This window comes from Methylobacterium goesingense, from assembly GCF_022179225.1.
In the GTDB taxonomy this organism is placed as follows: Bacteria; Pseudomonadota; Alphaproteobacteria; order Rhizobiales; family Beijerinckiaceae; genus Methylobacterium; species Methylobacterium goesingense.
The window spans coordinates 38,703-45,072 of sequence record NZ_BPQL01000117.1 but is presented as its reverse complement, the minus strand read 5'-3'; the positions used below and the strand labels follow the sequence as shown (position 1 = coordinate 45,072).

3 protein-coding genes are annotated in these 6,370 nt (G+C 67.2%); 1 reads left to right on the top strand and 2 read right to left on the bottom strand.

The window, feature by feature from the left end; all coding sequences use genetic code 11:
- Positions 1 to 44: 44 nt before the first annotated feature.
- Together glgA and MFF30_RS19355 are read right to left on the bottom strand one after the other, a co-directional pair.
- Positions 45 to 1,550, bottom strand: coding sequence for a glycogen synthase GlgA (glgA, locus tag MFF30_RS19360; protein WP_238281227.1), 1,506 nt, complete (start codon positions 1,548 to 1,550; stop codon positions 45 to 47).
- Between the two features lie 158 nt (positions 1,551 to 1,708).
- Entirely contained in the window at positions 1,709 to 3,307 is a 1,599-nt protein-coding gene (locus MFF30_RS19355) for an alpha-amylase family glycosyl hydrolase (protein WP_238281225.1), read from the bottom strand.
- A gap of 475 nt (positions 3,308 to 3,782) precedes the next feature.
- Between MFF30_RS19355 and MFF30_RS19350 the strand changes: the two genes are divergently transcribed.
- A complete protein-coding gene (locus MFF30_RS19350) occupies positions 3,783 to 6,341 on the top strand; it encodes a glycogen/starch/alpha-glucan phosphorylase (RefSeq protein ID WP_238281222.1) in 2,559 nt (852 codons plus the stop codon).
- The last annotated feature ends 29 nt before the right edge of the window (positions 6,342 to 6,370 follow it).

The window sequence follows — 6,370 nt, the reverse complement described above, 5'->3', positions numbered from 1 at the left end:
CGCGCCGGCGTCTTTCGTTTGCGCACAAATGTCGTCGCCTGGGTTCAGGCGGCACGCATCCGGAGGCCGGGCATGTTGCCGAAGGCGCGGGCGTAGAGAGCGGAGTAGTTCAGGGCCGCTTCGTTCCAGCCGAAGTTCCGCGACATCGCGTGGCGCCGCATGGCGTTCAGGCGCTTCTTCTGGCCGAAGGTCTCGAAGGCCCGGCGGATCGCTTGGGAAAAGCCGCGGGGCGAAGCCTCGCCGAACGTGAAACCGGTGACGCCATCCTCCACCGTGTCCGCGAGACCGCCGGTCCGGTGGACGATCGGCAGGGAGCCGAAGCGCTGGGCATACATTTGCGCGAGGCCGCAGGGCTCGAAGCGCGAGGGCATCAGCAGGAAGTCGCTGCCCGCGAACATCCGTCGGGCATCCTTCTCCTCGAAGCCCACATGGACGCCGATGGAGGCGGGGTTGCGCCGTGCGAGGTCGCGCAGGGCCCCCTCGAAGCGACCCTCGCCCCGGCCGATCACCACGAGTTGCCCCCCCTCGGCCACGATCGTTTCGGCGGCACCGATGCTCAGATCGATGCCCTTTTGGTGGACGAGGCGAGAGACGATGGCGAAGAGCGGGCCGCGCGAGACCGCGAGGCCGAACTGGCGCCGCACCGTCTCGGCATTGGCACGCTTGCCCTTCCAATCGTCGATCTCGAAGCGCGCGGCGAGGTGCGCGTCCGTGCTGGGGTCCCAGCTCTCGTCGATGCCGTTGAGAATACCGGCGAGGCGCCCTTGGGCCGCCCGGGTGCGCAGCAAACCGTCGAGGCCGCAGCCGGCTTCCGGCGTCGTGATCTCGCGCGCGTAGGTTTCGCTGACCGTCGTGACGTGCGAGGCGTAGTACAGACCCGCCTTCAGGAACGACATCTGGCCGTAGAACTCGACGCCGTCCATCTGGAAAGCATCCTCCGGCACGCCAAGATGGCCGAGGGATTCGCGCGGAAACACCCCCTGATAGGCGAGGTTGTGAACCGTGAGGATGCTCGGCACCCGCAGGCCGCTCCAAGCAAGGTAGGCCGGCGCCAGAGCCGCCTGCCAGTCGTTGAGATGCAGCAGGTCGGCGCTCCAGGCCGGATCGATGCCACAGGCGATCTCCGCTGCGGCGAGGCTGAGGCGGGCGAAGCGGATGTCGTTGTCGCCGAAATCACCCTGGGCGTTGCCGTAGGGGGTCCCGTCGCGCTGATACAGCTCCGCGTTCAGGATCACGTAGACCTGAAGGCCGTCGCTGAGTTCGACGAGCCCCAAGTCGCACGGGGGTACACCGGCCTTGCCGGCGAATTGTGCGACGACCGGGATGTGGTCGAACTGCTCGACCACTTGCCGGTAACCCGGGATCAGGATGCGAACGTCGTAGTGCCTGCGCAGGGCCCGGGGGAGGGAGGCGGCTACCTCGCCGAGACCACCGGTCTTGACGAAGTCCGCCATCTCGGGGGTTGCGAAAAGAACGCGGGGCTGAAGAGTGTGACGGGATCGAAAGGTGTGCGGCGCGTCGAGGTGATCGGTCTGATCCGCCAGGCTCATGAAATCGTCCCCACGTCGCGCGAGGGGCAGGGACGGGAAACGTTGGCCCAGCATCGACGTCGACATCGTGAACGCCTTAGTTCAATCGCGGTTCCTTTGCGACGCACAATCCAAGCCACGCTCACGAAGATTTTGGCGTGTTGCCGATTTTTCGCGGATCAGGTGGGCAGCCGGAGCAGAATCACGCCCTCATCGGACAAGAGGACGAACGATTCGCCGATTTGCGCCCCCTGTCGCTCCGGATGTGTCGAGAGAAGTACAGACCACGACCAGCCTTCCTGCCCGCCCATCCGGATGTCTTGTTGCACTGCGCTGAAATTCAGCACGACGCGGAGCGTCGCGTCGGCATCGTGCCGTTCGTAGGCCAGGACCGCTTCCGGGCAACCCGGCCAGACGCGATAGGCACCGATCGACAGGGCCGCGTAGTCGCGCCGGAGACGCAACAGGCGACGATAGAGCGTGAGAAGCGAGGTCGCGTCGTCGCATAAGGCCTCGACGTTTCGGGTCGCCGCGTCCGCGCTGACCGGCAGCCAGGGCTCGGCGGTGCTGAAGCCGGCATGGACGGTCTCGTCCCACTGCATGGGCGTCCGCTCCGGGTCGCGGCCATGGCCGGGTTCGTTGCGCTCCCAGGGGTCCTGGACCCGCTCGGGCGGGATGGGTACTTGGGCAAGCCCGATCTCGTCGCCGTAATAGAGGGTCGGCGTGCCACGCAGGGTCAGCAGCAGGATCGCCGCCACGGCTGCCTGCCGAGCGCCGACACGGGCCGCGATGCGCGGCTGGTCGTGGTTGCCCAGCACCCAGTTCGGCCAGCCCCCCGGCGGCAGCGCCTCCTCGTAGGCATCGACGAGGTCGCCCACCGAGCGGGCGTTCCAGGGGGTCTGGATGAGCTGGAAGTTGAAGGGGAGATCGACGCCGTTACGATCGGGACCGTAATAGGCGACCAGCCGCTCAACCGGCAGGTAGATCTCCCCGATCAGCACGCGCTCGGGGTAAGGTGCCAGCACGGCCCGCAACTCCGCGATGATATCGAACACCTCAGGACGGTCGGCCGAATAGACCTGGGCGAAGCGGTTGATCTCCGGCTGTCCGGACGCGAAGGCCGGATTCTCCGGGTTGTCGCGAAAGCCCTCGTCCTTGATCAGGTGCCAGATCACGTCGACGCGAAATCCGTCCACGCCCCGGTCGAGCCAGAAGCGCAGGGCGTCGTGCATCGCCGCGCGGACCTCGGGGTTGCGCCAGTTCAGGTCCGGCTGCTCCCGCAGGAAGGCGTGGTAGTAGTACTGGCCGCTCTCCGCGTCGCGGGTCCAGGCCGGGCCGCCGAAATTGCTGATCCAATTGTTGGGCGGACCACCGTCGGGGGCGGGATCGCGCCAGATGTACCAGTCCCGCTTCGGGCTGGTGCGCGAAGAGCGACTCTCCGCGAACCAGGGGTGCGCGATCGAGGTGTGATTCGGGACGAAATCCAGGATGACCTTGAGCCGGCGGAAATGGGCTTCCGCCACGAGGGCGTCGAAATCCGCCAGCGTGCCGAAGAGCGGGTCGACGCCGCAATAATCGGCGACGTCGTAGCCGAAATCCGCCATCGGCGACGGATAGAACGGCGAGATCCAGACCGCGTCGACGCCGAGCCAGGCGAGATAGTCCAGGCGCCGCGTGATCCCCGCCAAGTCGCCGATGCCGTCGCCGTCGCTGTCCTGGAACGAGCGGGGATAGACCTGATAGACGGTGCCGCGCTTCCACCAGACCGTATCCGCCATACAATGCCCTCCACGGCCCGCTCCGCTCGGCCGGGGCGGACCCTAGCGGGAGAACGCGCGCTCCGCGACCCGCCGATGACCGTCTGCGTTCAGACAATATTCCAACGTCATGCGGTCTCATTCCCGTGCACTTTGGTCCACACGGACCGTCAGTGTGACGCGGCACGCATGATTGTGCAGTGCAGCGTTGCCGTGGAGGGCATGCTCGGGCAAGCAACCGCGCGCAATGCTCATTGTCTGGATTGGCCGGTGGGCGGGTTCGCGGCGACACCGCGGCGGGTGTGCTGACCGGGTCGAACGATGCATTGCTTGATAGAGAGTCTTAACGAATCCGATCTCCTGAGAGTGATTGAATAGCGCGACCAAGATGGCTGGACCGAACGAAGAACAGGAATGCTGCACTGGACGGACCCGGCGGGTCGACGGTCCGGTTCGCGTATCCAGGTTCCGCGGTTGAGAAGGGGGGACTTGAGACGTGTTGAACGAAAAACTGATCAGACGGGATGGGCGCGATGAGGCTTCCGCAGCGACGGGTCCGGACATGACGGCGCAGCGTGACGCGAGCGCCGCGCCCGCGCAGGTCCGCCAGGGCCGGGTGAGCCCGGAACGGACGATTTCGGGCAATGCCGTCGCCGAACTGCGCGAGGCGATCGTCGCCAAGCTCGCCTACGCGATCGGACGAACCCCCGCTAATGCCCGCGAGCGCGATTGGTTCGCCGCGACCGCGCTGGCCTTGCGCGACCGGATCGTGGACGCCTGCATGGACAGCGAGCGCTCCATACCCAACAAGCGGGTCTACTACCTGTCCCTCGAGTTTTTGATCGGACGGCTCCTTTCCGACGCCATGAACAACCTCGGGCTCGTCGAGACGACGCGCGCGGCCCTGCGCGAACTCGGCGTCGACCTTGGTGACGTGGAGGCCGCCGAGCCGGACGCCGCCCTCGGGAACGGCGGCCTCGGCCGCCTCGCCGCCTGCTTCATGGAAAGCATGGCGAGCCTGTCGATCCCGGCCATCGGCTACGGCATCCGATACGATCACGGCCTGTTCCGGCAATCGCTGGAAGACGGCTGGCAGAAAGAAGCGCCGGAGACCTGGCTCGCCGAGGGGAATCCCTGGGAGTTCGTCCGGCCCGAGGCCACCTACAGCGTCGGCTTCGGCGGGCACGTCACCATGTCGTCCGTGTCCGAGGGCGTCATCCGCCGCCACTGGCATCCGGCCGAGACGGTACGGGCCGTCGCGCACGACGTGCCGGTGGTCGGCTGGCGCGGGCGCCACGTCAACACCCTGCGCCTGTGGAAGGCGGAGGCCGAGGCCCCCGTCGATCTGGCGCGCTTCAACGGCGGCGACCATGTCGGGGCCCTCGCGGGCCGGGCCCGGGCCGAGGCGATCTCGCGGGTGCTCTACCCGAGCGACTCGTCGGCCGAGGGCCAGGAGCTGCGCCTGCGGCAGGAATACTTCTTCACCTCCGCCTCGCTTCAGGACCTCGTGCGGCGCCACATGGCCGAGCGCGGCGACCTGCGCTCCCTGGCCGACCACGCCGCGATTCAGCTCAACGACACCCATCCGGCCATCGCGGTCCCGGAGCTGATGCGCCTCCTGCTGGAGGATCACGGCCTGAACTGGGAGGATGCCTGGCACATCACCACCAACACCCTCGGCTACACCAACCACACGCTCCTGCCCGAGGCGCTGGAGACCTGGCCGGTGGAGCTGATGGAGCGGGTGCTCCCCCGCCACATGCAGATCATCTACCTGATCAACTGGATGCACCTGGAGGAGCAGGGCAAGCACGGGCGGGGCAATGCCGCCCAGCTCGCCTCCGTCTCCCTGATCGACGAGAGCCACGGCAAGCGGGTGCGCATGGGGCATCTCGCCTTCCTGGGCGCGCGGCGCGTCAATGGCGTCTCGGCCCTGCACACCGATCTCATGCGCTCGACGGTGTTCAAGGACCTGCACGCCCTCGACACCGACAAGATCGTCAACAAGACCAACGGCATCACCTTCCGGCGCTGGCTTCACAACGCGAATCCGGAACTCACCGCGCTCGCCATCGAGGCGGTGGGACCCGAGGTGCTGGATACGCCGGAGCTCCTCACCGGCCTCGCCGATGTGGCCTCGGACCCGAACTTCCAGTCGCGCTACGCCGCCATGCGGCGCTCCCGCAAGGCGGCGCTGGCCAACGTCGTGACCGAGCGGACCGGCATCGCGATCGACCCCTCCGCCCTGTTCGACGTGCAAATCAAGCGCATCCACGAGTACAAGCGCCAGCTTCTCAATGTCATCGAGACGGTGGCGCTTTATCAGGCGATCAAGGCGGACCCGAAGCGGGACTGGACGCCCCGCGTCAAGATCTTTGGCGGCAAGGCGGCGCCGAGCTACGTGCAGGCCAAGCTCATCATCAAGCTCGCTTGCGACGTCGCCAAGGTGGTCAATGCCGATCCGGACGTCGCCGGGCGCCTGACCGTGGCCTTCCTGCCGAACTATTCGGTCAGTCTGGCCGAGGCGATCATCCCGGCCGCCGACCTCTCGGAGCAGATTTCCACGGCCGGCATGGAGGCGTCGGGTACCGGCAATATGAAGCTCGCCCTTAACGGCGCGCTGACCATCGGCACCCTGGACGGCGCGAATATCGAGATCCGCGACCATGTCGGCCCGGAGAACATCTTCATCTTCGGCCTGGATGCCGCCGGGGTGCAGGCCCGGATGGCGGAGCCCAACTACGCCGAGGCCGCCATTGCCGCCTCGCCGCGCCTGAAGGCCGCCCTCGATCTCATCGAATCTGGCCGGTTCTCGCCGGAGGAGCCCGGGCGCTTCCGGCCTATCGTCGACGACCTGCGCCACAACGACCGCTACCTGCTCACCGTCGATTTCGACGATTACTGGCGCGCCCAGCGCGCGGTCGATGCCGCCTGGAACGACCCGACGGCATGGTGGCGCGCGGCGATCCTCAACACGGCGCGGATGGCGTGGTTCTCGTCGGACCGCTCGATGCGCGAATACGCCGAGGAGATCTGGCGGGTCCGCGTCGGCTGACGTCAGGAGCGCCCGGCCCCGAGGGGCCG